This window comes from Qaidamihabitans albus (genome assembly GCF_016464705.1).
Lineage (GTDB): Bacteria > Actinomycetota > Actinomycetes > Mycobacteriales > Pseudonocardiaceae > Qaidamihabitans > Qaidamihabitans albus.
In genome coordinates this window covers 283058-304965 of the sequence record NZ_JAEHOB010000003.1, presented here as the reverse complement: position 1 = coordinate 304965, position 21908 = coordinate 283058, and the positions used below count along the sequence as shown (strand labels likewise).

The window sequence follows — 21908 nt, the reverse complement described above, 5'->3', positions numbered from 1 at the left end:
GGGCCGGCGCCGATGCTCGAACGTGCCGGGAAGCCGGCCTTTCATCAGCGAATCGTCTGGCTGCTCATCGCACTCGCCTTCGCCGCGAGTGCCGTCGCCCAGGCGATCGTCGCGAGTTCCATGGCCGAGTGGTGGCCGGTCGTGGTCGCGGCCGTGCTGGCGATCTTGGCGGTGCTGAGCGGTCTGGTGGCGGCGCGCCGGTGGGACGACAGCAGGCGCAGGCACCTTCAGTGACACGTCCCGGTGATCCCTTCGGCGGCGAGCATCCGGCGCAGCCGCCGGAGAGAGCGGGAGCGGATCGGTGCGACGGCGCGCTCCGGCACACCGATCCGCTCCGCCAGCCGTTCGCGGCTGAGCCGCGGTTCGTGCGCGAGGATCTCGGCGAGGCGGCGCTCCGGCTCCGGCAGGCGGGCAACCAGCCGCCACAGCACGCCGTCCCGTTCGTCCCGGAGCACGGTTTCCTCGCACGAACACACTTCCGCACCGTCCACAGTGCTCGGATCGCGGAGGAGCTCCCGCCCTGCCCTGCGCACCACGCGTAGCGCCTCGCGGCCCGCGGTCGTGCACAACCAGGCCGAGATCCGTTCCGGTTCGCGGACCCGATGCCGGTTCAGCAACAGCAGCACCCAGACGTTCTGCAGCACGTCCAGCTGATCGTCGCGGCAGAGCCGGTAGCGGCGCACGGCCGCGCGCGTTCGCGGCGCGAACCGGACGACCAGCTCACCGAGCGCCGCACGATCCGGGGTGCTCACCTGCCGGAACGGCTTCTTCCCGGCATCCGGTCTTCGCATCAGGACCTCCCGCCCTCGTGATGTCCCTACTGGGACGCCAGGCGGGGCCGGCGGGGACTCCCTGACCGGGCACGAAAACCCGCCGACCGGGCGGAATGAGCAACTCGCCGGTGCGCGGCCACGCAACCCTGCCTGCCGCGGCGGCGTAGAGCTACCTACAAACATGCGCCAGGCGAAAAAGTTCCGCGCGGGTGTCGATCGGGGCTCCGCCCGTTCGACGTGTCGGTGAAAGGCAAAACCGGCACCAGCGGAAGGACTCCCACCATGATCGGCACCACGAGCACCACGTCCGGTACTTCGAGCACCACGACCGGTACTTCGAGCACCACGTCCGGTCCTTCGAGCACCACGTCCGGTACTTCGAGCACCACGACCGGTACTTCGAGCACCACGTCCGGTCCTTCGAGCACCACGTCCGGTACTTCGAGCACCACGTCCGGTACTTCGAGCACGACGGCGGCACCGGCCCGACTGAGCGGCGGGACACTGGCCGCCGTACGGGTCGTGGTGTCGTTCCTCTTCATCTGCCACGGCCTGCAGGGAATCTTCGGCGCGTTCGGCGGGATCGACGGCAACGGCACCGCCGTGCCAGCCGGAATGTGGCCCGGCTGGTGGGCGAGCGTGATCTGCCTGGCCGGCGGCGGGCTGGTGCTGCTCGGGCTGCTCACCCGGCCGGCGGCGCTGCTGTGCTCGGGCGCGATGGCGTACGCCTACTTCGTCGTGCACCTGCCGCTCGGCCTGTTCCCACTGGAGAACCAGGGCGAGCAGGCCGCGCTGTTCAGCTGGATCTTCCTGCTGATCGCGGTGCTCGGCCCGGGCTCGTGGGCGCTGGACAACGCATGGCGCCGGGCCAGGGCCTGAGCCCCGGCACGGCGAGGACTCACCAGCCTCCGTTCAGGAAGTCGCGCTGGCTGAAGTCCTCCTCCTCGTCCTCATCGGCACGGCGCGCGGCACGCTGACGGTCCGCCTCGGCGTCCGCGAGCCGTGCTTCCTCCTCCTCGGCCTCGGCCATCCCGCGCACGATCCCGGGGCCGCTCGCGGCGAACAGCTCCCGCACCTCGGGTGCGGCCTCGACGCGCCCTTCGGCGACATCGTCCCAGGTGGCTCTACCCTCCGCGACGGCGCGCGCCACGGCCTTGAGCTTCTCGGGTGCGTCGGGCCGCTCGGCCGCCTCCGCGAGTTTCTCCGCGTCGACCGCCGGTGTGTCGGGAACCTCGCGCTGCTCCAGCCGGATCCGCTGGGTGCGGAAGTCGGCGAGCGCCGTCTCGAAGGACGCGAGCGGCGCCCGCAGATGCGCCGGAACGTAGTCAGGCACCCGGCCTCCTCGCGTCCTCGCCGACGGAGTAGTTGTCCTCCGGCATATCGCTGAGCGCATCGGCATCGGCCAGCGCGGCCACGTCCTCCGCGATGCTCACCCCGGTCTCCACCTGCTCGACCTTCTCGAGGATCGGGGCGATCTTCTCCTCGACCTTGCCCTCGATGAAGCCGATCGGGTCCTCCGCGGCGTCGACCACGGTCTGCACCTGGCTGATCACTTCCTCAAGGGACTCGATGAGCGCCTTCGCCTCCTGGATGATGTCGATCGCCGTCCGCACGGCATCGATGATCTTCACCCAGCCTGCGCCCGGGATCCAGGCGGTCGCCGCGGCCTGGACGATCTTGTCCACCGCGGTCTTGAGGGTGCCGACCATGAACTGGGCGACGTTCTCGACCTCTCCGGCCACGGCGGTGTAGACGTGCGCGACGATCCGGTTGAGCGGACCCTCCATCTCGATCGCGGCAGCGATCTTGCCCGCGTACTCGGAGAACGCCATCGCGGCGCCGCCGTCCCAGTGGCCGTCCAAAGTAGCCAGCTGGGATGTGAGGTTGTGCGCGACGACCTCGGCGCCGTCGCCGGTCTGGGTGAGCACTGTTCCCGCCCTGGACAGCTCGGTCCAGTTGCCGGACATCGGCTCGACGAGCGCGCTCACCGGGCTCCACCCGGTGATGAACGCGATCGCGTCGTCCACCGTGTTGATCAGCCCGCCCACCTCGTCCAGGAGGCCACGGACGTCGGCATCCTCATGGGGTGGGGCGTCCAGCGCGGGTTCCTCGCCGGGCGAGTAGGAGACCGGATCGGGAAAGTCCTTGTAGCCGGTCGGTTCCCAGGGCATCCGAGGGTCGTCGAAGGTCTGGTAGGCCTCCTCGTCCTGCCCCGTGTACATCCACGCCGCGCGGTTCAGTTCCTTGGCCATACCGTTGAACCGGTCGACACGATTGGCCAGCCGCACCGTCGTGGCCTGCGCGTATGCCTCGACCGGGGGCTTGAGAAGCTCCATGAGCCCGGTGTATCCGGTATCCGGACGCGCCTCCCTGCTCACATGCCCCATCAGCGAGGCGACCTGCCCGGACAACTCGCCCGAGAGCACCGAGAAACCGGCCAGGTGCCCTTCCTCTACCGCGAAACCTTCGCCCACCCTTTCCCCCAGTCTCTATCCACTTTGGTTAGGTTGGAACCGTACAAGACCGGTCGGCCGGCCACTGCCGGTTCACCGAAACTCATTCGAAGGAATGGAGCACGAGGTGCCGAACCGCCTGGCTCGACGGGTACTGACGACGGCGGCGGCTGCCGGACTGCTGGTCCTGGGCGGCTGCGGCGAGGAGACGCCCCCCGAAGCCGATCCCGGCACCGATCCCAGCACGACGACGGCACAGGGCTGGCGGGACCAGGATCCGTGCGAGCTGCTCACGGCCGAGGAGACCGCCGCCTACCTGGGCGGCACGCCCGGCGAGCCGGCCAGGACCGACGATCAGGGCAGGCCGCGGTGCGAGTGGGAGGGCCCGGAACGGAGCACGGTCTCGGTACTGCTCTGGCAGCCGCCCGCGCCGGAGATCGTCACCGACGACGCGAAACGCACGATCACGGTGGCGGGCAAGACCGCCCATGTCACGGGGGAGACATCGATCAAGTGCCAGCTGGACATCGACGCGACGCGGGCATACGTGCAGCTGGAGGTCCGCACCGCCGACACGGCCGAGCCGGGGCGGAAATTCTGCGACACGGTGGCCGGCACCGCCGAGAAGATCGTCGAGCGGCTGGGCTGGTAGCCCGCGCGAACGGGCTCCTCAGTCCTGACCGGTCCAGAGGGGATCGCGCAGGGCGCGGCGCAGGATCTTGCCCACCGGTGACTTCGGGATCGTGTCCACGAAGTGAATCTGCCTTGGCACCTTGTACCGGGCGAGGCGCTCGCGCACCACGTCCCGCAACTCGTCGGCGGACGGCCCGGCGCCGCGCCGGAGGACGACGAACGCCGTGACGGCCTCCACCCAGGTGGGGTCCGGGGCGCTCACGACGGCGCATTCGGCGACCGCGGGGTGTGCCAGCAGGGCGTCCTCCACCTCGCGCGGGTAGACGTTGTAGCCGCCGGTGACGATCATGTCGCTGGCCCGGTCGACCAGGTACAGGTAGCCGCGTTCGTCGGCGCGCGCGAGGTCGCGGGTCCGGAGCCACCCTTCGCCCGCAAAGGTCTCGCGGTCGAGTTCCGGCGCCCGGTGGTAACCGGCCATCGTGAACGGCGCCCGCACCCGGATCTCGCCGATCTCACCGGGTGCGACCGGCGCGCCGTCCGCGTCGGCGAGCATGATCTCCGCGTCGACCGCGGGCTGCCCGCACGAGCCCAGCAGTGCGCCGCCCTCGGCATGGTCCGCCTTGTCCAGCACGGTCTGGCAAAGCGGCGCCTCCGTCTGGCCGTAGTACTGGACGAACCGGTTGCCGAAGAACTCCAGGCCCTGCTCCAGCAGCGGGCGGGGCATCGGGCTCGCCCCGTAGACGATGGTGTCCACGGTGGACACGTCGGCCCCGTCGAGCACGCCGCTGGTGAACAGCATCCCGAGCATGGTCGGCACGAGATTCACCCCGGTGATCCGGTGCTCGCCGATGGCCCGCACGTAGGTGTCCGGGTCGAAGCCGGGCAGCACCACCGAGCGGGCACCGCGCAACCAGTAGGGCAGCAGGAACGTGCCACTGGCGTGGATGAGCGACGCGGCGTGCAGCATCGCGTCGTCGCGGCCGGGGGACACGAGGTTGGCCAGGATGTTCGTGCTGATGGCGGCGTAGCTGGCCTGGGTGTGCTTGGCGGCCTTCAGCGTTCCCGTGGTGCCCGAGGTGTAGAGGACGAGCAGCACGTCGTCCGGCTCTACCGGGGCGAGCGGGTCGGCCGCGGCGGCCCGCTCGGTCTCCGTTGCCAGGTCGAGATCGCCCGCGCGGTTGCGTGGCCCGAGGCCGGCCAGCCGCAGGCCGTCGAGTTCGTCGGCGAGGGCGAGTGCCCGCTCGGTGAGGTCGGCGCCGTGGACGAGCAGGCTCACGTCCGCGTCGGTGAGCATCTTCGCCTGCTCGGCGAGGGAGAGCCGCGCGTTGAGCGGCACCCTGGCGATGCCCGCCTTGACGCAGGCGAAGTCGACCGGCACCGACCACAGCTCGTTGTTCAGCAGCAGCCCGACCCGGGACCCGCGCCCGTAACCGAGACCGATCAGCACGTTGGCGACGCGGTTGGACAGCTCGTCCACGTCGCGGAAGCTGAGCTCGCGATCACCGACCACCACCGCGGTCCGGTCCTGGTACCGCCGGGCACCTCGCCGGATCAGATCAACTGTGCGCACCGGGGGCACGTTAGTGATCACTTCGCAGTCCGTCCAGACTGTCAACGGAATGGACTCGTAGGCTTCCCGCCGTGTCCACACTGAGCCGCAGCCAGCAGCGCGACCAGACCCGGCTGCGCCTGCTCGACGCAACCGTGGCGTGCCTGGTGGAGCACGGCTACGCCGGTACGACGACGCAGCGCATCCAGGACCGCGCACGGGTGTCGCGCGGCGCGCTGCTGCACCACTTCGGCGCCAAGGCGGACCTGTTCGTCGCCGCGATCCAGCACATCGCCGAGCGGCAACTCGACCGGCTCAGAGTGGTCGCGGCGGCCGTCGAACCCGGCCCGCGGGCGGTGCGCGACCTGGTCGACGCGCTGCACGCGGTGATGTCCGGGCCGCTGTTCCTCGCCGGGCTGGAGCTGTGGATGGCCGCCCGCACCGACGAGTCGCTGCGCCGGGCGCTGCTGCCCGCGGAGCGCAGGCTCGGCAGCGCGCTGCGTGAGGTGTTCGCCGAGGCGGTGCCGGATGACCGCGAGCAGGCGCGGCTGGCCTACGAGTCGCTGCTGATGCTGCTCCGAGGGCTGGCCCTCACCAGCGTGCTGCGCGAGCGCGACCGGCTCGCCACCGACCTCCTCGACCTGTGGGCCGAGCGGGTGCTGCCCGGCTCGTGAGTGCGCAGCCGAGTTAGAACTCGGGTACGCACTCACGAGGCGGGGGTGACGTCAGCGCGCGTGCCGCACGCTGTACGGCAGGACACTGCCGCCGACCAGCGCCTTGGCATCCAGCGTCGCCGGGCGGTAGCCGCAGGCGGGCAGCCGTTCGACCATCAGGGCGGTCGGATCGGCGATCTCGTCCCCGCGGCCGCACAGGAATCCCCAGTCGAACTCGTCGGAGCCGTAGTAGGCGACCGTGCCGAACACGTCGTTGAACCGCTGCCAGGACCGTCGCAGCATGGTGTTCAGCCACAATGTCGGGCAGCCGACCTGGGAGCACACCACGCCGCCCTCGGTGAGCGCGGAGCGGCACAGGCCGAGGAAGTCCGTGCCGAACAGCCGGTTGTGCTGCGCGTCGTCCTCGCGCTCGCCGGGCAGGTCGGCGACAACGATGTCGTACTTGTCCACACTGGATTCCGCGGCCAGCCGGACGAACTCCCAGCCATCGGCGTAGTGCATCCGGACCGGCCCTTCACCGCGCTCGGCCCTGGCCAGCTCGTCCGGGGTGTAGCCGTAGGGCAGCAGTTCGGCGCACAGCCGCACGGCCTCGCGGTCGATGTCCACGTGATCGACCTGCTTCGCCCCGGCCCGCACGGCGATCTGGCTGATCACGCCTTCGCTGGAGCCCACGACGAGCACCCGGTCGACCTGTTCGGCGAGCAGCAGCGCGGGCACCAGCAGCGCCTCGTGGTAGTGCAGCTGGGCGAGTTCGGTGCTCTGCGGGTCGTTGTCGCAGAACATCGACACGCCCTGGGCCGTCTTCGCGAACGCCACGTGCTGGTAGGCCGTGTCGCCCTCCCACAACACGTCGTCGAGTTCCCACAGTTGTGACAGCCCGGGCATCAGCGGCTCCCGGAGCACCCGTTCACCGTCGAACTCGGTCAACTGCCCTGCTCCCTTCGTGTCAGGAAAAGTCGGACCAATAACCGTACGCACCACCGAGGACCTGGCGCGCGGCGGCCTGGCCGGACCGGACCGCCCCCTCCATCGAGTTGGGCCAGCCGCCGCGCTCGGTGCCGGCGAACCGGATCCGCCGGGTGTCACCGCCGGCCAGCGCGGCGACGTGGCCGGTGAGCTGGCCGGGCGCGCAGGCGAGGTAGCTGCCACCGATGTGCGGCTCCCTGGTCCAGTCGGTGCACACGACACCGGCGAGGTCACCGGCCCGCAGGCCGAACGCGGCCGCCAGGTCGGCGGCGGTGGGCGCGCCGGTCGTGCCCATCCCGGCCAGCGTGCGACCGTGCCGCCACGCGACGGCCAGCGGATGCCCGCCGAGCACGGCGCGGTGCGTCACGGGTGGTGGCACCGTGCTCACCGCTGCGATCTTGACAGCGCTGCCGTAGCGCAGCGCCTCGACCGCCGCCCGCCACGGCGCGGGCGGAGCAGGGTCCAGCTCGACCGCACGCAGGGCGGGCACCGGCAGTGCCACGATCGCGGCATCGGCGGCCCAGGTCTCCTCGGCGGTACGCACCTCGACGCCACGTGCGTGCTCCAGCAAGGCGTGCACCGGGTTACCCGTCCGCACGCCGTGCCGCAGCCGCCCGGCGAGCGACGGCGGAAGCCGGTGAGCGCCGCCCGTGACGATCCGCTCCTGGCCGGAGCGGAGTGCGGCGAGCAGGCCGCGCGCGGCCGCGATCCACCAGGCGGCATGTGCCGCGGACAGCCGGTCCGCGGGAACCGTGGCGAACCCTCCGAGCACCGCCTCGGTGACGTCGAGACCGGCCCGGCCGACGCCCCGCGCGGCGAGCCACTCGGTCAGGCTCGACTCGTCGAGCCCGGCGGCCTCGGGTGAGCGCCAGGGACTGCCGGGATCCAGCGCAAGGGCCCCGCGGCGCAGCCGCCACCAGCCGCGCCCGAGCCGGGCCAGTTCGGCCACGGGCACCGGCGGTACCCGGGAGACCCGCGAACCCCCGGGCAGCCGCCACAGCACCGGCGCCCGGCCGAGGCCGGACGGTTCGGTGCGCAGCCCGAGTTCCGCCAGCAGTGCCCGCAGCCGTCGATGGTTGTGCCCCACGAACTCGGCGCCGGTGTCCACGACCGGTCCGGAAGACACGGCCGCACCGCGCACGCGCCCGCCGACCGCCGGAGCGGCTTCGAGCACGCGCACATCGGCACCGGCGCCGGTCAGGGCATCGGCGGCGGTCAGCCCGGCCAGCCCGGCACCGGCGACCACGACCTGGCAGCGGCGGACGGTCACCGGTCCTCGTCGCAGCAGTCGTCGCGGCAGCCGTCGCCGGACTCCCTCGCGGCCGCCGTGGGGATCGGCGTGCAGCAGTGCTCGCCGCGCCAGGCCTCGCGGCCCTCCTTGAGCGCGACCGCGCCGATGACCAGCGCGGCGATCGGGTCGGCCCACGCCCAGCCGAACAGGGCGTTGAGCAGCAGCCCGACGAGCAGCACCGCGGACAGGTAGGTGCAGAGCAGGGTCTGCTTGGAATCGGCGACCGCGCTCGCCGAGCCCAGCTCCCGGCCTGCCCTGCGCTGGGTGTAGGACAGCACGGGCATGATCGCCAGCGACAACGCCGCGAGCCCGATCCCCACCGGGGACGCCTCGGCCGCGGCACCACCGAACAGCGAGCGCACGGACTCCACGGCGACGTAGGCGGCCAGCACGAAGAAGGACACCGCGATCACCCGCAGCGCGATGCGTTCCCTGGCCTCGGGATCAGCGCCGGCGAACTGCCAGGCGACCGCCGCCGCGGACGCGACCTCGATCACCGAATCGAGGCCGAAGCCGATCAGCGCGGCCGAGGATGCCAGCGCGCCCGCGGAGATCGCGACGATCGCCTCCACGACGTTGTAGGTGATCGTGGCCGCGACCAGCCACCGCACCCGCCGAGAGAGCAGTGCGCGGCGATCCGGCGAGATGGCTGTCACGGGGCCTCCGCCGGGACGGGCGGCAGATCGTCGACGCAGTCCTCGACCGGGTCCACCGCGAGCACCACCTGCAACAGCTCGCCGAGCGCCCGCTCAAGGTGCGGGTCGGCCAGCTCGTAGCGCACCTGCCTGCCCTCGTAGGAGGCGACCACGAGGCCGCAGCCGCGCAGGCACGACAGGTGGTTGGAGACGTTCGACCGGCTCAGACCGAGCTGAGCCGCCAGCTTGCCCGGGTAGCGCTGCCCGTCCAGCAGCGCGACGAGGATCCGGCACCGGGTGGGGTCGGCCAGCGCGCGGCCGAGCCTGGCCAGCGCCGACTCGCGTGTCTCATAGGTCAGCACATGCAAAACAATACAGCGTTGGATGACATGCGCCACCTCCCCTCGTGAGTGGCTACGCGAGTTAGAACACTGTTACGCACTCACGAGGGCGGCGGGCTACATGAAGTTGCGGGTGTGCAGCCGGGACAGCTCGGCGGCCTCGTCGCCGGGGAAGCCGAGGTGCACCAGCCGCCGCTGCCTGCCGTCGTCCATCTCCTCCTGCAGTTTCCGCACCTTCTCCCAGCCACGCGCGATCGCGTCCGGAGTCCATTCACCCGCGGCGAGGACCACCAGCGAGTCGAACACGTCCTGGTTGAGGCCCGCGGTGTCCTGCAACGAGTCGTGCCGCCGCTCCACCGCGGCCCGCAGCCGCGAGCGCAGCGCGGGGTCGAGCGTGGACTGATGGTGCAGATGGGCGACGCCGAACGCGACATGCCGCGCCTCGTCCCGGCGCGCGAGGGCGGTCACCTGGCGGGTCACCGGGTCGGGCGCGTTGGTGTCCAGGAACTCCAGCAGGTTGAGGAAGCTGCCCTCGCCCAGCACGGAGAGCAGGAAGGACGCCAGCGAGAAGTCCGGTTCGGTGAGCAGCGTCTCCAGCGACTCCCTGCCGCTCACCGACGACGTGCCCAGCTCACCGCCGCTGAGCAGGGCCCTCCGGGTGAACACGTCGACGTGCCGCGCCTCGTCGGCGGCCTGCACGGCGAGCAGTTGCATCACCTCACGAAAGTGCGGATGGATCCGGGCGAGCAGCCTCGCCGGTACGACCAGGGCAGCCTGCTCATTCTCCACGAGATAGGTCATCACCTGCACCACGGCCCGCTCGATCTCGTCGGGCAGCGCGAACTCGCTGCCCCAGTCGACGGCCGTCTCCGGATCCCACTGCGCGGACGCGGCGTGCCGGTACAGCGACGGCGCGATCTCCGCCCACACCAGGTCGCGGTGGTTGAGGTCGAACGGCGGCTCCGGCCCGCCGGACTCCACCAGCGCGCCGCGCGCCGCGAGCCCCCAGTGCCCCGGCGGGGTGGCGACCGTGTCCGCGGCGGACGGCCCTCCGGCCCGCTCGGCATCCGCCCACCGGTCGAGGTCGGCGCTGCCCCGCTCGATCCAGGCCCGCGCGTCCCGCTCGCCCTCGGTCTCTGGCGACCGGACGCGGTGCCCGTGCCTGCGGCACCATGCGCGCAGGTGCACCTCGAGCGCCGGATCGGCGCCGGTCACGCCGAGCCGCTGGCCGGGCGCGAGATCGCGCAGCGCACGCTGAACCAGCAGGTGCGCGCCACTTTCGAAGGACAGACCTCGCAGGTCGAGCACGCGCGGCGCCATCACGGCACGTACTCCGGCGCGGTGACGCGGCCCTCGGCGTCGTAGAAGCCGGTTTCGTCGACGGCCACCGCCAGCGCGCCGTACCCGCCGGTGCGCCCGTCCTCCCAGCGCGACAGCCCTTCGAGGTCCAGCAGTGGACGCATCGCGGGGTCCGCGTACGACATGGAGAGCAGCAGCTCACCGAAGCGCCGCACCGGTTCCTCGGGCGCGGTGTCGACGACGGTCATGTTGCAGTGGTCGTAGGGCGGCGTCTGCGCGAGCACGCGGGTGCTGCCGGGCGGCAGGGTGCCCTCCTGACCGAACAGCAGGTGGTTGGCGTCGACGACGGCGGCCGCGTCGACCTCGCCGGCCAGCAGCGCCCGCACGGCGTCGCGCTCACCGCCGATGTGGTCGCCGTGCAGGCCGACGCCCACGTCGAACCGGCGGATCGTGACGTCCTCGCCGGGGACGAGGCCCTCCCGGCGGAGGAACGTTGCCGGGATCAGCGTGGCCTGCGGCGAGTCGACGGCGCCGAGCGCGACCGTGCGGCCCTTGAGGTCCGCCACCGTCGCGCAGCCGGAGTCGGCGCGCACGAGCAGCACGGACGTGAGGTCGCGGTCGGTGTCCCGCATGACGAGCGGGTCGACCCGGCGGCCCGCGGCCGCGGCCAGCCTTTCGCAGCGCAGCCACGCGAGCGGCGAGTTCCAGGCGGCGTCGAGCCGGCCTGCCACCAGGTCCTCCGCCTGCCGCTCGTAGTTCGAGTAGAGCACGAAGTCGTAGTCCAGATCGTGGGCCCGCAGCCAGTCGCGGAACCCGGCCCAGATGGTGACGACCTTCGGGTCATAGGCCACGCCACCCATCAGCAACGTCATCGCGTCCCCTCTCGGCGGACCGCTCGCACTCGTCCAGAACCGCGGCGCCGGAGTTACCCGGGATCGGCGCGGGCAAACACGACCGGCCGCGAGTCCCGCACTCAGGCCCGCGAGTTGCGCACTCGCGGCATCGCGAACGCGGAACTCGCGTGCTTGGACGGGGGACTCGCGGCACTCAGGGCTTCTCGAACCAGCCCAGCGGATCGGCGACGACATCGGCCAGCACGCTCCACGCCGCTCCGCGCAGCGCGGCGTCGGGGCCCAGCCTGCCTGCGTGCAGCGGCGGGCAGGTGTGCTGCTCGGCGAGCCGGTCGCCGAGCGGTTCCAGCACCACCTCCCCCAGCGCGGCCAGCCTTCCGCCGAGCACGATCGCCGCGGGATCGAGCACGGCGAGCGGCGCGGCCAGGGCGTCCGCCAGCGTCCGCGCCGCCTCGGCCGCGGCTCGCCCGGCGGCCGCGTCGCCCTCGAACACCCGCTCGGCGAAGGGCTCGGTGCCGGACAGCAACCGCGGCAGGGCTGTCTCCGGCAGCCTCGCGGCCTCCGCCATCGCCGCCCGCCCCGCGTAACGGTCGAGGCAGCCGGTGCGGCCGCACGGGCACCCCCTGCCGCCGGGACGCACCGGCACGTGCCCGAGCGAGCCCGGCTCGCCGCGGTGCCCGGCGCCGCCGCCTGCGAGCACCGCACCGACCTCCGCCTCCCCGCCCACGTACAGCACGGCACCGTCCCCGCCGCACTCCGCCTGCGCCGCGAACCGCACCGAGCCGCCCACCCGGACGCCGACACCGAGCGCGCCGATCGCGTCGAGTTCCGCCGCGACGAGCCCGCGCACGTCGACGTCGCCCCAGCCGAGCGCGGGCACGGCACGCACCAGCGGCTGGCCGTCCCGGTCCCGCGTGAACAGCGCCGGAACCGAGACGCCGATCCCGGCCACGAGCTGCCCCGCGGTCGTCGCGTGATCGAACAGGCGGCGCAGCACCGGACGCGCCGCGCGAACGCCCTCGGCCGGGGACAGCCGCCGGATGTCCGCCCGCCGCAGCTCGCGGCGGCGCACCCGCCCGGACAGGTCGACCACGCATCCGGCGACGTGGTCGACCTCCACCTGGAGGCCGATGCCCACGGGGCCGAGCGGATCGGGCGCGACGCGGCTCGCCGGCCGCCCGGGACCGCCGCGCTGTGTCACGCCGAGGTCGTGCACGAGCCCGGCGTCCACCAGCTCGGCGACCAGGTTGGTGACCGTCACCTTCGTCAGCCCGGCGCGCTCGGCCAGCTCGACCCTGGTTGCCGGCGCGAAATCGCAGATCAGCCGCATCAGCAGGGCCAGGTTGTGCTGGCGGACGGTCTGTCCTCCGGCGCCGGTCACAGGCACTCTCCGCGGCAATAGTAAAGATGATGTCTTTATTATCTATAGCAGAAGCAGCGCCGGGACCGGTAGACAGGTCGTCCGCCCGCGACGAAGCGACGAAAGGTGCGAGCGACATGGCCGAGGTCTCTTACCGGGAGGCGTCCCGCGTCTTCCCCTCCACTCCCCCGGTACGCGCGGTGGACACGCTGAGCCTCGAGGTGACCAACGGCGAGTTCCTCGTGCTGGTCGGCCCTTCCGGTTCCGGCAAGTCGACCGCGCTGCGCATGCTGGCCGGACTGGAGGACGTCGACGAGGGCGCGATCTTCATCGACGACCGCGACGTCACCGACATGCCGCCCAAGGACCGCGACATCGCGATGGTGTTCCAGTCCTACGCGCTCTACCCGCACATGACCGTGGCCGAGAACATGGGCTTCGCGCTGAAGCTCAAGCGGGTGGGCAAGGCCGAGATCGCCGCCCGCGTCAAGCAGGCCGCGGAACTGCTGGACCTCACCAACTACCTCGACCGCAAGCCCAAGGCACTCTCCGGCGGTCAGCGCCAGCGCGTGGCGATGGGCCGCGCGATCGTGCGCGAGCCCGCGGTGTTCCTCATGGACGAGCCACTGTCCAACCTGGACGCCAAGCTCCGCGTGGAGACCCGCGCCAACATCGCCGCACTGCAGAAGCGGCTCGGCACCACCACCATCTACGTGACCCACGACCAGGTCGAGGCCATGACGATGGGGCACCGGGTCGCGGTGCTCAAGGACGGTCTGCTGCAGCAGTGCGACACGCCGCGCGCGCTCTACGACACGCCCGCCAACGCCTTCGTCGCCGGCTTCATGGGCTCCCCCAGCATGAACCTGGAGACCGTGCCGCTCACGGCCGAGGGCGCCAAGCTCGACGGCCTGACGGTGCCGATCCCGCGCGCCACCCGAACCGCGGCGGAGCGGGCCGGCTTGGACAGCGTCACCCTCGGGCTGCGCCCGGAGGCCCTGCAGCTGGCCGGTTCCGGCGAGTCCGCGATGAAGCTGAACGTAGAGCTGGTCGAGGAGCTCGGCGCCGACGCCTACGTGCACGGTTCGGTGCAGATCGGTGACCGGTCGACGCGGGTCATCGTGCGGGCCGAGAGCCGCAAGCCACCCCGGCTCGGCGAGGTCGTCAACATCACCGTCGCCAACCCGGACGAGGCACACCTGTTCAACCCGGAGTCCGGCGAGCGGTTGCCGTCCTGACCACTTCCCGGCCGCGCGGTTTGCCGACCGCGCGGCCGGGGAAGACGCCTTACATGCCTGGCGAGGAGGACTCGGACAAGCTGGCGGTCACGCTGGCCGAGATGGCCAGGGACCTGCTCGCCCAGGCTTCTGTGCAGAGCACCCTCGACCGCATCGCCTACCACGCGACGCGAGTGATCGAAGGCTGCGACGACGCGAGCATTCTCGTCGTGCGTGGAGACGAGTACGAGAGCGTGGCGGCGACCTCGCGGCTGGCCCGCGACTCCAACACGATCCAGGGCGAGCTGCGCGAGGGGCCGTGCTTCGACGCCGCCAGGGACGAGGAAGAGGTCTACCGCATCGCCGATCTGAACGCCACGGCGCACCGCTGGCCGCGGTACACGCCGCGAGCGCGCGAGCTCGGCATCGGCAGCATGATGGGTTTCATGTTGTTCACCGGCGAGGAGAACCTCGGCGCGCTGGACCTGTACTCGCGCAGGCCGTCCGCGTTCACCGGAAACTCCGAGCAGGTCGGCTGGGTGCTGGCCTCGCACGCGGCGGTCGGACTCGCCAACGCCAGGCGGGACGCCCAGCTCCGTGACGCGATCGCCACCCGGCAGGACATCGGGGAGGCGATGGGCATCGTCATGGAGCGGCACAAGGTGTCGGAGGACGAGGCGTTCGGCATCCTCCGGAAGTCCTCGCAGGTCCGCAACGTCAAGCTGCGCGAGGTCGCCCGCCTGATCAACAAGACGGGTGAGATCCCAGGGGCCCGCTGACCGGTCAGCGGTCCTCCCACGCGGCGACAAACGCCTCCGCGCGCCGCGTCAGCGTGCCCCAGTCCCGTTCCGCGGTGGTGCGCGCGTCGACGAGTGCCGAGCCGACCGCGACCGCGGCGGCCCCGGCGTCCCGGTACTCGCCGACCCGCTCGACGGTGATCCCGCCGGTGGGCACGATCCGCAGGTCCGGCATGGGGGCCAGTACCTCCCGCACGTACGCGGCGAAGACGGCGCTCGCCGGGAACAGCTTCTGGTACGCGGCCCCGTGTTCGCGGGCCAGGTCGAGCTCGGACGGGGTGAACCCGCCTGCGACCGCCGGGACGCCAACGCCCGCGGCCGCGTCGAGCACGGCGGGCCGCGTCGTGGGGGTGACGAGGAACTGCGCTCCCGCGTCGACGGCGCGGGTGACGTCGGCGGGAGTACGGACGGAGCCCGCGCCCACGACCACGTCGCCGTCCACGGTGCCCCGTAGTTCGGTCACCGCCGCCGCGGCGCCGGGCGTCGTGAGGGTGATCTCCAGCGCCCGCACACCACCGGCGAGCACTGCCCGCGCGGCGGACACGAGGCCGTCCGCCCCGGGCAGCCGCACGATCGCGACGATCGGCGCCACGCCGACGGCCCGGTCGAGCGCCGTCATGCCACCATCGCCCTGTGTCTTCCGCCGATCCTCGAAGTACGCCATCACCGCATGGTGTCACCATTCCCGCACCGCCTCCGAACGGCGGCCGCACGCTCGACGTCGCCGGGTTCGGCGAGGTGATGGCGCTGGCCATGCCGGAGCGGGGCACCTCGATCGAGGACACCGGCTCGCTCACGCTCGGCGCCGCCGGTGCGGAGTTCAACGTGTGCGCCACCGTGGCCCGGCTCGGGCTGCGCTCCGCGCTGGTGAGCAGGCTCGGCGCCGACCCGCTCGGCCGCCGCGTGCGCAGGATCCTGCGGGAGCAGGGCGTCGACGACGCGCTGATGGCGGACGAGCCCGGCGCACCGACGGGCTTCTTCCTCCGTGAGGCGCTGGCCGACGGGCAGCGCCGGGCGTACTACTACCGACACGGCTCTGCCGCGTCCACAATGGACATCACCGACGCGGAGCGCGGCCTCGCGGCGCGGCCGTCGGCGATCGTCGTCTCCGGGCTGACCGCGGCGCTGGGAACGGGCCCCCGGGAATGCGTGCGCGCCGCCGCGGCGGGCGCGGCGGCCGCGGGCGCGCTGCTGGTCGTGGACCCCAACCTGCGGCCCGCGCTCGGTGATCTCGACCTGGTGGCCTCCCTCGTGCGCTCGCTGCTGGACCGGACCGACCTCCTCGTGCTCGGACTCGACGAGGCACCGGCGATCCTCGGCACCGACGACCCGGGCGAGGCGCTGACCGCCGCGCGCGCCGCGGGCTGCGGGCAGGCGGTGGTCAAGGGTGGCGCCGACGGCGCGTGGGTGCTGGACGGCGACCGGGTCGTGCACGTGCCGGCCAGGGCTCGCGAGGTGGTGGATCCGGTGGGTGCGGGCGACGCCTTCCTCGGCGGGTTTCTCGCGGCCACCCTGCGCGGTGAGGACTCCGTGGCCGCGGCCGAGCTGGCGAGTACCGAGGCGGGCAGGATCGTGGAGACCTCCGGCGATCTGCCCACGCCCTGTCGGTGACGGTCAGACGGGCTTCAGTGCCTGCTCCACATCGGCCCACAGGTCGTCGGGATGCTCGACGCCGAGCGCGATGCGGACCTGGCCCCGGCCGACCCCGGCCGCGTGCAGCGCGTCGGCGTCGAGGTGCCGGTGTGAGGTCGTGGCGGGATGCATGGTGACCGACTCGGTGCCGCCGAGCGAGCCCGCGTTCAGCACCAGCCGCAGGCCCCCCATGAAGGCGTGCGCCGCGTCGGCGCCGTCGAGGTCGAAGGCCACGGTGCCGCCGTACCCGCCGTCGAGGAGGCGGCTCGCCCGCTCGTGGCTGCCGTGGCCGGGCAGCCCCGGGTAGTGCACGGCCGCGACCGCGGGGTGCTCGACCAGCCGCGCCGCGAGGAAGGCCGCGTTGGCGCACTGCCTGCCGACCCGCAGCGGCAGCGTCTTGAGCCCCCGCAGGAGCAGCCAGGCGGCGAACGGATCGGCGAGCGTGCCGAGTTCGATGGCCTGCACCCAGGTCCGGCGGTGCTCGTCGGCGTCGGCGAAGACGGCGACGCCGCCCACGACGTCGTGGTGCCCGCCGAGGTACTTGGTCGCGGAGTGGACGACCACGTCGGCACCGTGCTCGATCGGGCGGCACAGCAGGGGCGTGGCGAACGTGTTGTCGACGACGGTGGTCAGCCCGGCGGCCTTCGCCTCGGCGGCCAGCGCGGGCAGGTCGGGGACGAAGCCGGTGGGGTTGGCGATCGTCTCCAGCCACAGCATCCGGGACTCCGGCCGCAGCGCCGCGCGCAGCTCGGCGCGGTCGTCGCCGCGGAGGTAGGTGACCTCGACGCCCCAGCGGTCGGTGAGGTCGCGCAGCGCGGCGAACGTGCCGCCGTAGAGCGCCTGCTGGGCGATCACGTGGTCGCCGCGCCGCAGGGCCGCGTGCAGGACCGAGCTGGCCGCCGCCATCCCGGACGAGGTGGCGAGCGCGGCCGCACCGCCCTCCAGGCCGGTCAGCGCGTCCTCCAGGGCCCGCACGGTCGGGTTGCCGTAGCCGCTGTAGGCGAAGGCGCCGTCGGGGCCGTTCATCGCGGCGCCGAGCGAGGCCGCGTCGTCGAAGGCGAAGATCGAGGTCTGGTAGAGGGGCACGGCGACCGGGGTGCCCCGTACCGGATCGAGGGCGGGCATCCGCACGGCCCGGGTCTCGCGGTGGTAGGTCATGTGCGCAGTCTTCGAGAAAACCCGTTCCGGGCACAGAGCCAATACGGCTAGATTGGTCTGGTGAACAGACCAATGGGTCTCGACGATCTCCTCGCCCGGCTCGGCCGCTGGTCGGCCGGACGGGGCCCGCTGTACGTCCTGCTGGCCGCGCGGCTGCGCCGGATGATCAACGACGGTGAGCTGCCGCCCGGCACTGCACTGCCCGCGGATCGCACGCTCGCGGCCGCGCTGACGGTCGGGCGCAGCACCGTGGTGGCGGCCTACGACGCGCTGTGCCAGGACGGCAGGATCGTCCGCAGGCAGGGCAGCGGGACGCGCGTGGCGCCCGCGGCGCTGAAGCCCGAGCCGGGCCCGGCAGGCGACACGGCGAGCCCGCTGTTCCTCCACCTGCTCGAGCCGCCGGACGGGGTCATCCAGCTCGCCTGCGCGGCGGTCAGTACCGCACCGGCGGCGGTGACCGAGGCCTACGCCACGGCGCTCACGTACCCGATCGCCGGCGACATCGGCTACCACCCCGCGGGCCATCCGGCGCTGCGGCGGGCACTCGCCGAGCGCTACACGCGGCGCGGCCTGCCGACCGAGCCCGGCCAGATCCTCGTCACCTCCGGCGCCCAGCAGGGGCTGTCCCTGCTGGCCCGGCTGTTCCTCGGTCCCGGTGACCGGATGCTCGTCGAGGCACCGACGTATCCCGGCGCGATCGAGGTGTTCCGGGAGTCGGCGGCGGTGCTGCGCTCGGTGCCGAGCGGCGCGGCCGGGCTGGACGTCGACGCGCTCGTGCACGCGCTGCGCGAGCGGCCGAGGGCCGCCTACCTCGTGCCCACCCACCACAACCCCACCGGGAACGTGCTTTCCAACCTGGCTCGCCGCCGGATCGCCGAGGCGGCCGCCGCTGCCGGGGTGCCACTGATCGACGACGAGGTGCTCGCGGACCTGGGCTTCGCGGGCGAGGTGGCGCCGCCACTCGCGGCCTTCGCACCGGACGGCGCCGTCGTCGCCACGGCCGGTTCGCTGAGCAAGAGCGTGTGGGGCGGGCTGCGCGTCGGCTGGGTCCGTGCGTCCGCGTCGCTCGTGCTGCGGCTGGCCCGGCTCAAGGCGGTGCACGACCTCGGCAGCAACGTCTTCGCCCAGCTCGCCGCGGCCGAGCTCGTCGGCGACCTCGACGCGTTGCGCAAGGAGCGGGTGGCCGCGCTCGGCGAGAACCACGACCGGCTCTGCGCGGACCTGGCGGCGCTGCTGCCCGGCTGGGAGTTCCGCCCGGCGAGCGGTGGCCAGACCCTGTGGGTGCGGTTGCCCTACGGCGACGGTGTCTCGTTCGCGCAGCGCGCCCTGCGGCACGGTGTCGCCGTGCTGCCCGGCGGCTCGCTCGACGTGTCCGGGCACAGCGACGACCACCTGCGGGTCCCGTTCCTGGCGGACCCCGGCAAGCTGACCGAGGCCGTCCGCCGTCTCGCGGAGGCGTGGCGCGACTACACCCCGGCGAAGGGCGGCTCGGCGACGCTCACGTCACTGGTCGTCTGACCCTGTTTCGCCGAGGTATCCGCGCAGCAGGGCGGCGAGCTGCACGCGGGCGTCGTCGAGCGGCTGGACCGACCGCATCGCGCGTGCCTGGACGAGCGCACCCTCGATACCGCTCACCACGAAGCCGGCAAGCGACACCGCGGTCGCCTCGGGCAGCCCCTCGCGGGTGAAGGCGGCGGCAAGGGTCCGCTGCCAGCCCCGGAACGCACTCGCGGCCGCCTCGCGGGCGGCCGTTGTGTCGGCGCCGGAAAGCGCGGCGGCCACGACCGGGCAGCCGACGGCGAAGTCGGTGTCCCGCAGCGTCCTGCGCAACCAGCGGAGCAGGGCGTCGATGGCGTCGAGCGGCGCCCCCGACTCCAGGACTCCGGCGACGAAGGTGTCCATCTGCCGCCCGGCGGCGTGGGTCGCCTCCGCGATGAGGTCGGCCTTGCCGCCGGGGAAGTGCTGGTAGATCGAGGCCCGCGCGGTCCGGCTGTGTTCGAGCAGGTCGGTGAGCCCGGTCGCGTGCACCCCGCGTTCGCGGATCAGCGTGATCGCGCTGTCGACGAGGCGTTCGCGCGGCCCCGCTGTCATGGAGATCTCCTTTCCGGACGTCACCCTAGACCGATCAGTCTATCCGTGCTGGAATGCTTCCACATAGACCGATCGATCTACTGGAGGCCGAGGATGAGCACGGAGTCGATGCAGGATGTCGCGAGCAGGATCTCCCGCCTGTCGGGCCTCGACGCGCTCCGGGCGCTCTCGGCGCTGCCGGACCGGCCGCCGTTCATCGGACAGCTGCTCGGCATGGAGATCGACGAGCTGGAGTACGGCAGGGTGGTGTTCAGCCTGGTGACGCGGCCGGATTTCGCGAACCCGCTCGGCACACTGCACGGCGGCATCTGCGCCACGCTGCTCGACTCCGCGATGGGCTGCGCCGTGCACACCACGCTCGACCCCGGCGTCGGCTACGGCACGCTGGAGCTGAAGGTGAACTACATCCGGCCGGTGCCCACCGACGAGCGGCGCCTGACGGCGACGGGAACGACCATCCACGTGGGCCGCAGCACCGCGACGGCGGAGGGCAGGGTCGTCGACGACAACGGCAAGCTCGTCGCCCACGCCACGACCACCTGCATCCTCCACCGCTGAGGGAAGCCCGGTGCCGGTCAGGTCGTGAGTGCGCACGCGAGTTCTAACTCGTGTGCGCACTCACGAGCCGCTGCGCACCTGCTCGGCGGACGGGAGCGTGTCACCGGTGTCCTGTTCGGCCGCATCGAACGGGGTGAAGTCGAACTGGATGTGCCCGTCCCGCGGCACCACGCGCACCACTCCGGCGACCTTGGCCCGCCGCAGCCGGTGCAGCAGGCCCGCGAGCTCCTCCGGTGCCCTGGTCGGCTGCCAGTCGGTCTGCGCGAGGGTGCGGTGCAGCTCGGCGACGTCCCAGCCGTCGGCGTTGCCGCTGCCCGCGGGCACGGTGAGCGTGACGTCCAGCAGCCAGCGTGAGGGCTTGCCGGTGAGGGCGGGCGTGCGGTGGCTGTCGATGCCCGTGACCTGGTCGGCGCGAACCAGGCCGTCGCCGAGCGTGCGAATCCAGACGTTCCTCAGTCCCATGCGAGCTCCTCCCGTTCGAGGTCCCCGCCAGGATGCCGCAGGAAGCGGAAACGGACACAGAGCCGAAAGTCCCTGGCGGTGAGACGTTCGCTGGGGAATCGTAACGGCAGTGGGCGGGACTCCGACTCCTCCACACAGGACCTGTTTCGAGCGACGGCGGGGAACGCCATGAAAATCCTGCTCATCGAGGACGCACCGGCACTCGCCGAGATCGTCCGGTTCGCCATCGAGGGCGAGGGACACTCCGTGACCACGGCCTACGACGGGATCTCCGGCCTCGCGCACGCCCTGCGCGGGGATGCCGATGTCGTGCTGCTGGACCTCGTACTGCCCGGGCTGCCGGGCCTCGAAGTGCTGCGCCGGATGCGGGAAAAGGGGGTGTGGACACCGGTGCTCGTGTCGACGGCCAGGGACGGGGTGGACGACGCGCGGCTCGTCCGCGGCCTCGGCGCCGACGACTTCCTCGCGAAGCCGTTCTCCTGGCCGGTGCTCCTCGCCCGGCTGTCCGCCCTGCGCCCCCGGGAGGCGCCGCGGATCGCGCTCGACCTGACAAGGCTCTGACCTACGGAAACTCGTCGTCGTATCGCGTTTGGCCGAGCCTGCGCCCGGCTAGCCGGGCGGTGACTCGTGAACTGGGAGGACTCTTGTGAACAGTGCGGATGTGCTGACCGACGCGTTCGGCCGGATCCAGGAGATCGTGCACGAGACCGTCGGTGGCCTTTCGGCCGAGGACCTCGCGTTCCGCGTGGACCGCGAAGCGAACTCGATCGCCTGGCTGGTGTGGCACCTGACGCGCGTGCAGGACGATCATCTCGCCGGGGTGGCCGGCACCGAACAGGTGTGGACGTCGCAGGGCTGGTCACAGCGCTTCGGCCTGCCGTTCGACGAGGGCTCGATCGGCTTCGGGCACCGCAGCAAGGACGTGGCCGCCGTGCGCGCGGACGCCGAGCTGCTCACCGGCTACCACGACGCCGTGTACGAGCGGACGGTCGAGTACGTGCGAAGCCTGACCGACGCCGACCTCGACCAGGTGATCGACGAGAGCTGGGACCCGCCGGTGACCCTCGGGGTGCGCCTGGTCAGCGTCGTCGGCGACGACATGCAGCACGTGGGCCAGGCCGCCTTCGTCCGGGGGATCGTCGAGCGCAGGCGGTAGAACGCGCCGTCG

General features: G+C 72.4%; 27 protein-coding genes. 11 read left to right on the top strand and 16 right to left on the bottom strand.

Translation table 11 applies throughout. The features are described from left to right. The first annotated feature begins 12 nt into the window (after positions 1 to 12). Complete coding sequence (locus JAP66_RS07770) at positions 13 to 234, top strand: hypothetical protein (protein WP_199430912.1); 222 nt, start codon at positions 13 to 15, stop codon at positions 232 to 234. Here the strand turns inward: JAP66_RS07770 and JAP66_RS07765 are convergent. Together JAP66_RS07765 and JAP66_RS32030 are read right to left on the bottom strand one after the other, a co-directional pair. Beyond that, positions 228 to 791, bottom strand: coding sequence for an RNA polymerase sigma factor (locus JAP66_RS07765; RefSeq protein ID WP_199430911.1), 564 nt, complete (start codon positions 789 to 791; stop codon positions 228 to 230). The genes JAP66_RS07770 and JAP66_RS07765 overlap by 7 nt on opposite strands. A 155-nt stretch (positions 792 to 946) precedes the next feature. Next, positions 947 to 1315 carry a hypothetical protein gene (locus JAP66_RS32030; RefSeq protein ID WP_235998896.1) on the bottom strand — a complete coding sequence of 123 codons (369 nt, stop codon included), beginning with the start codon at positions 1313 to 1315 and terminating at the stop codon, positions 947 to 949. Here JAP66_RS32030 and JAP66_RS07760 point away from each other — a divergent pair. Then, positions 1263 to 1652: a DoxX family protein gene (locus tag JAP66_RS07760; RefSeq protein ID WP_235998876.1), complete on the top strand. Its 390-nt coding sequence runs from the start codon at positions 1263 to 1265 to the stop codon at positions 1650 to 1652. The two genes, JAP66_RS32030 and JAP66_RS07760, sit on opposite strands and share 53 nt — an antisense overlap. Positions 1653 to 1671: 19 nt before the next feature. Here the strand turns inward: JAP66_RS07760 and JAP66_RS07755 are convergent, their stop codons facing one another. Together JAP66_RS07755 and JAP66_RS07750 are read right to left on the bottom strand one after the other, a co-directional pair. Further along, positions 1672 to 2106 carry a hypothetical protein gene (locus JAP66_RS07755; RefSeq protein WP_199430909.1) on the bottom strand — a complete coding sequence of 145 codons (435 nt, stop codon included), beginning with the start codon at positions 2104 to 2106 and terminating at the stop codon, positions 1672 to 1674. Further along, positions 2099 to 3247 (bottom strand): hypothetical protein, encoded by a 1149-nt coding sequence (locus JAP66_RS07750; RefSeq protein WP_199430908.1) that lies wholly within the window; start codon positions 3245 to 3247, stop codon positions 2099 to 2101. The genes JAP66_RS07755 and JAP66_RS07750 overlap by 8 nt, the downstream gene beginning before the upstream one ends. Before the next feature lie 106 nt (positions 3248 to 3353). Here JAP66_RS07750 and JAP66_RS07745 point away from each other — a divergent pair, with 106 nt between their 5' ends. Then, positions 3354 to 3878, top strand: a complete 525-nt coding sequence (locus JAP66_RS07745; RefSeq protein WP_199430907.1) for a DUF3558 family protein — start codon at positions 3354 to 3356, stop codon at positions 3876 to 3878. An 18-nt stretch (positions 3879 to 3896) separates the two neighbouring features. On the opposite strand, the gene JAP66_RS07740 is transcribed toward JAP66_RS07745, so the two are convergent. Beyond that, positions 3897 to 5429: a class I adenylate-forming enzyme family protein gene (locus JAP66_RS07740; protein WP_199430906.1), complete on the bottom strand. Its 1533-nt coding sequence runs from the start codon at positions 5427 to 5429 to the stop codon at positions 3897 to 3899. Between the two features lie 71 nt (positions 5430 to 5500). Here JAP66_RS07740 and JAP66_RS07735 point away from each other — a divergent pair, with 71 nt between their 5' ends. Next, positions 5501 to 6082, top strand: coding sequence for a TetR/AcrR family transcriptional regulator (locus JAP66_RS07735; protein WP_199430905.1), 582 nt, complete (start codon positions 5501 to 5503; stop codon positions 6080 to 6082). 51 nt (positions 6083 to 6133) lie between these two features. On the opposite strand, the gene JAP66_RS07730 is transcribed toward JAP66_RS07735, so the two are convergent. The 7 genes from JAP66_RS07730 to JAP66_RS07700 all read right to left on the bottom strand — a co-directional run bounded on the left by JAP66_RS07730 (position 6134) and on the right by JAP66_RS07700 (position 12846). Then, a complete protein-coding gene (locus JAP66_RS07730) occupies positions 6134 to 6967 on the bottom strand; it encodes a spermidine synthase (protein ID WP_199431123.1) in 834 nt (277 codons plus the stop codon). Positions 6968 to 7028: 61 nt separating this feature from the next. Further along, the gene (locus JAP66_RS07725; RefSeq protein ID WP_199430904.1) at positions 7029 to 8318 is read right to left on the bottom strand and encodes a flavin monoamine oxidase family protein; all 1290 of its coding nucleotides are present in this window, start codon (positions 8316 to 8318) and stop codon (positions 7029 to 7031) included. Beyond that, positions 8315 to 8995: a cation efflux transmembrane domain-containing protein gene (locus JAP66_RS07720; protein WP_307849480.1), complete on the bottom strand. Its 681-nt coding sequence runs from the start codon at positions 8993 to 8995 to the stop codon at positions 8315 to 8317. Before JAP66_RS07720 ends, JAP66_RS07725 begins: the two co-directional genes overlap by 4 nt. Then, positions 8992 to 9336: a Cd(II)/Pb(II)-sensing metalloregulatory transcriptional regulator CmtR gene (cmtR, locus tag JAP66_RS07715; RefSeq protein ID WP_199430903.1), complete on the bottom strand. Its 345-nt coding sequence runs from the start codon at positions 9334 to 9336 to the stop codon at positions 8992 to 8994. The genes JAP66_RS07720 and cmtR overlap by 4 nt, the downstream gene beginning before the upstream one ends. Positions 9337 to 9432: 96 nt before the next feature. Further along, a complete protein-coding gene (locus JAP66_RS07710) occupies positions 9433 to 10635 on the bottom strand; it encodes a sulfurtransferase TusA family protein (RefSeq protein ID WP_199431121.1) in 1203 nt (400 codons plus the stop codon). Further along, positions 10635 to 11486 carry a phosphate/phosphite/phosphonate ABC transporter substrate-binding protein gene (locus JAP66_RS07705; RefSeq protein ID WP_199430902.1) on the bottom strand — a complete coding sequence of 284 codons (852 nt, stop codon included), beginning with the start codon at positions 11484 to 11486 and terminating at the stop codon, positions 10635 to 10637. Before JAP66_RS07705 ends, JAP66_RS07710 begins: the two co-directional genes overlap by 1 nt. 175 nt (positions 11487 to 11661) lie before the next feature. Beyond that, positions 11662 to 12846 carry an ROK family protein gene (locus tag JAP66_RS07700; protein ID WP_307849479.1) on the bottom strand — a complete coding sequence of 395 codons (1185 nt, stop codon included), beginning with the start codon at positions 12844 to 12846 and terminating at the stop codon, positions 11662 to 11664. A 116-nt stretch (positions 12847 to 12962) separates the two neighbouring features. Here JAP66_RS07700 and JAP66_RS07695 point away from each other — a divergent pair, with 116 nt between their 5' ends. Beyond that, on the top strand, positions 12963 to 14063 hold the full coding sequence (locus JAP66_RS07695) for an ABC transporter ATP-binding protein (protein WP_199430901.1): 1101 nt from the start codon (positions 12963 to 12965) through the stop codon (positions 14061 to 14063). A gap of 53 nt (positions 14064 to 14116) precedes the next feature. After that, positions 14117 to 14821 carry a GAF and ANTAR domain-containing protein gene (locus JAP66_RS07690; RefSeq protein WP_199430900.1) on the top strand — a complete coding sequence of 235 codons (705 nt, stop codon included), beginning with the start codon at positions 14117 to 14119 and terminating at the stop codon, positions 14819 to 14821. Positions 14822 to 14825: 4 nt separating this feature from the next. On the opposite strand, the gene JAP66_RS07685 is transcribed toward JAP66_RS07690, so the two are convergent. Continuing rightward, positions 14826 to 15503, bottom strand: coding sequence for a bifunctional 4-hydroxy-2-oxoglutarate aldolase/2-dehydro-3-deoxy-phosphogluconate aldolase (locus tag JAP66_RS07685; protein ID WP_199430899.1), 678 nt, complete (start codon positions 15501 to 15503; stop codon positions 14826 to 14828). On the opposite strand from JAP66_RS07685, the gene JAP66_RS07680 reads away from it, so the two are divergent. Then, complete coding sequence (locus tag JAP66_RS07680) at positions 15473 to 16450, top strand: sugar kinase (protein WP_199430898.1); 978 nt, start codon at positions 15473 to 15475, stop codon at positions 16448 to 16450. The genes JAP66_RS07685 and JAP66_RS07680 overlap by 31 nt on opposite strands. Before the next feature lie 3 nt (positions 16451 to 16453). Here JAP66_RS07680 and JAP66_RS07675 read toward each other — a convergent pair whose 3' ends face one another. Next, positions 16454 to 17629 (bottom strand): trans-sulfuration enzyme family protein, encoded by a 1176-nt coding sequence (locus tag JAP66_RS07675; protein WP_199430897.1) that lies wholly within the window; start codon positions 17627 to 17629, stop codon positions 16454 to 16456. Between the two features lie 60 nt (positions 17630 to 17689). Between JAP66_RS07675 and JAP66_RS07670 the strand changes: the two genes are divergently transcribed. Further along, the gene (locus tag JAP66_RS07670; RefSeq protein ID WP_307849478.1) at positions 17690 to 19147 is read left to right on the top strand and encodes an aminotransferase-like domain-containing protein; all 1458 of its coding nucleotides are present in this window, start codon (positions 17690 to 17692) and stop codon (positions 19145 to 19147) included. Here JAP66_RS07670 and JAP66_RS07665 read toward each other — a convergent pair. Further along, positions 19133 to 19720, bottom strand: coding sequence for a TetR/AcrR family transcriptional regulator (locus JAP66_RS07665; RefSeq protein ID WP_199430896.1), 588 nt, complete (start codon positions 19718 to 19720; stop codon positions 19133 to 19135). The two genes, JAP66_RS07670 and JAP66_RS07665, sit on opposite strands and share 15 nt — an antisense overlap. Positions 19721 to 19813: 93 nt before the next feature. Between JAP66_RS07665 and JAP66_RS07660 the strand changes: the two genes are divergently transcribed. Then, positions 19814 to 20278 carry a PaaI family thioesterase gene (locus JAP66_RS07660; protein WP_199430895.1) on the top strand — a complete coding sequence of 155 codons (465 nt, stop codon included), beginning with the start codon at positions 19814 to 19816 and terminating at the stop codon, positions 20276 to 20278. Between the two features lie 60 nt (positions 20279 to 20338). Here the strand turns inward: JAP66_RS07660 and JAP66_RS07655 are convergent, their stop codons facing one another. Beyond that, positions 20339 to 20740, bottom strand: coding sequence for a hypothetical protein (locus JAP66_RS07655; protein ID WP_199430894.1), 402 nt, complete (start codon positions 20738 to 20740; stop codon positions 20339 to 20341). A gap of 168 nt (positions 20741 to 20908) precedes the next feature. On the opposite strand from JAP66_RS07655, the gene JAP66_RS07650 reads away from it, so the two are divergent. Together JAP66_RS07650 and JAP66_RS07645 are read left to right on the top strand one after the other, a co-directional pair. Next, positions 20909 to 21301 carry a response regulator transcription factor gene (locus JAP66_RS07650; RefSeq protein WP_199430893.1) on the top strand — a complete coding sequence of 131 codons (393 nt, stop codon included), beginning with the start codon at positions 20909 to 20911 and terminating at the stop codon, positions 21299 to 21301. Between the two features lie 85 nt (positions 21302 to 21386). Next, positions 21387 to 21896 (top strand): mycothiol transferase, encoded by a 510-nt coding sequence (locus tag JAP66_RS07645; RefSeq protein ID WP_199430892.1) that lies wholly within the window; start codon positions 21387 to 21389, stop codon positions 21894 to 21896. Positions 21897 to 21908: the final 12 nt, after the last annotated feature.